Origin of the sequence: Streptomyces sp. NPDC048473 (genome assembly GCF_043200155.1) — a bacterium.
Lineage (GTDB): Bacteria > Actinomycetota > Actinomycetes > Streptomycetales > Streptomycetaceae > Streptomyces.
The window spans coordinates 1-2,315 of the sequence record NZ_JBICXE010000158.1; the positions used below are offsets into that span (position 1 = coordinate 1).

General features: G+C 68.5%; 1 protein-coding gene and 3 pseudogenes. 3 read left to right on the forward strand and 1 reads right to left on the reverse strand.

What is annotated here, in order from left to right; translation table 11 throughout:
- Positions 1–60: 60 nt before the first annotated feature.
- Together ACGFU7_RS47865 and ACGFU7_RS47870 are read left to right on the forward strand one after the other, a co-directional pair.
- Positions 61–381, forward strand: coding sequence for an integrase core domain-containing protein (locus ACGFU7_RS47865; protein WP_393705087.1), 321 nt, complete (start codon positions 61–63; stop codon positions 379–381).
- A 31-nt stretch (positions 382–412) separates the two neighbouring features.
- Positions 413–1,135: pseudogene (locus ACGFU7_RS47870) on the forward strand (transposase); the annotation flags it as partial.
- Positions 1,136–1,234: 99 nt separating this feature from the next.
- Here the strand turns inward: ACGFU7_RS47870 and ACGFU7_RS47875 are convergent.
- Positions 1,235–1,531, reverse strand: a pseudogene (locus ACGFU7_RS47875) (transposase); the annotation flags it as partial.
- A gap of 589 nt (positions 1,532–2,120) precedes the next feature.
- On the opposite strand from ACGFU7_RS47875, the pseudogene ACGFU7_RS47880 reads away from it, so the two are divergent.
- A pseudogene (locus ACGFU7_RS47880) lies at positions 2,121–2,315 on the forward strand (ATP/GTP-binding protein); the annotation flags it as partial.

The following is a 2,315-nucleotide window of genomic DNA, read 5'->3' on the forward strand; positions in this document are numbered from 1 at the left end:
TCCTCGGCTGGCGGACACCGGCCGAGGTCTTCGAGGAACAGCTACGCTCACTACAGCCCGGTGTTGCAACGACCGATTGAACTCGCCCAATACACTTCCGGCCAACTCCGAATCAGAATAAGTCAGTTGGGGTGCCGACAAAGCATGGGGCGAACCGGCAGCTGCTTCGACAACGCCGCCGCGGAGAGCTTCTGGGCCGTACTGAAAGAGGAAATCGGTACCCGCTTCTGGCCCGACCGGGCCACCGCCCGCGCCGACATCTTCAACTTCGTCGAAACCTTCTACAACAGACGCCGTCTGCGCAAACACATCCACTGGGGCTACCTCACGCCCCACGAGACACGCCTGCGTCACCAACAGAACCAGGCCCTCGCGGCGTAACGACGACGTGTCCGAGATCACGGGGAAACTTCAGGCCCACGCCCCCTGCTGGGCCACCGTCAACGCACCCCGCCCCGGCGGGGTCCGCGAGCAGACCACCCGCGAGCGATGGCACAAGGTCCACGACGTCCTCAGCCGGGGTGTCGGACTGCTGGAATGCTCCCGCCGCCTGGACCTGGCCCTGAACACTGTCAAGCGCTACTCCCGCATCCCCGAGCCGTCGGCCGAACGCATCGCCCCTCGCTACCGGCCCACTCTGGTCGACCCCTACCGCGAGCACCTGCCCACCCGGCGCGCGGCCGATCCCGCAGTGGCCGTCACGCAGCTGTTCCGCGAGATCAAAGGCCAGGGCTATACCGGCAGCCACAACCTCCTGGTCCGCTACCTCACCCAGGGACGGGCCGAGGGCAGCCGGCCGGTGACCGCCCCGCGCCACGCCTCCCGGCTCCTGCTCACTCACCCCGAACGCCTGTGGACCAAGGACACCGCCCTCCTGGAAACTCTCACCACCGCATGCCCCGAGATAGCCGAACTCTCTAGCCGCGTCGACGAGTTCGCCCAGCTGCTGACCCCGGCGAAGGGCAACGACGCCCGGCTCACCGAGTGGATCACCGTCGTCCGAGCGGCCGATCTGCCCCACCTGCACAGCTTCTTCAACGGCCTGGAACTCGACCGCGCCGCCGTCAACGCCGGCCTGACCCTGCCCTATCACAACGGCCGTACCGAAGGAGTCAACACCCACACCAAGAGGTTGCGCATCACGGGAGGTCTTCCCTTCCGCGACCTTTCGGGTGACGTACGCCTTCGTGGCGGGATCAAGTCGCATCCGGATCAGGGTGATGGTGTGCATGGCCCGGTTGAGCTGCCGGTCTCCGCTGCGGTTGAGGCGGTGCCGGTTGGTCGGTCCGGAGGAGGCGGGGATCGGCGAGACGCCTGCAAAGGAGGCGAAGGCGGCTTCCGAGCGGAAGCGTCCCTGGTGAGACCAGCTGACCAGAATCTGGGCGGCGGTGATCGGTCCGACGCCGAGCAGGTCGAGAAGCTCCTGGGCCTGCTGCCTCACCAGGGCGAGGATTTCGTTCTCGAGCTCCTTGGCCTCGGCCTGCAGGGCCTGGACGCGCTGAGCCGTGGACCGCATGGCCCGTACCGTCATCCGGTGCTCGAGGTCCTGGGCCGGGCGGTCCCTGAAGAGGTCAGCAATCGCCCCTGGTGGGCGATCCCTTTGACGGTCGAGGTGCGGATCACCCGGAGTTCGGAGTGGTAGGCCATGCGGTCTTCGTCGTAGGCGCCCCGCATCGGCTGGCTCAGCGATCGCCACCGCTGGTCATCGAGCGTGTCGAAGACGGCTGGGTCCGTGTCGACGAAGTGACGCCACCCCGCCAGAGTCGTGGACGGATCGGTGCGTACTTCGCCGGGCAGGTCGGCGCCCTCGGAGGGATCGGGGATCTTCACCACCACTTCTCGGCCTCCTTGCGGGCATCGAAGATCTCCAGCGGGATGATGTCGGCGAGTTCATCCTCGCCCGCGGCGTTCTTCGTCGGCCGGACCGGCCGACATCGGGCTCGGCGGTTGTCGAGGCCAGGACGGCTGTGCGGTGGCCCGGGTCCGGCCGGCGACCTTGCGTTCCCTGCGGCTGCGGCCCGTGGGCGCGACCGGTGGACCGTCCGGCGCGTCGGCGGCCCGGTCCTGTAAGGTCACGACGGCCTGGGGCGGGCAGGGGCCAGACCGGCGGATGTGGATGAGTGTCATCGATCCGGTGGGTGATGGGCGACGGCACCGCGGTCACCTGCACCGGTCCCGGTACCCGGTACGACGCCTCGCGGGGCAGGGCGCTCTCCACCGCTGCGGGGCCCCGTCGGCTGGTGAGCCGGACGGAGTGCTATCAGGGCGCCGCGACCGCGACCTGGACCGTGACGTGGAAGGCGTCGGCCCTTGGT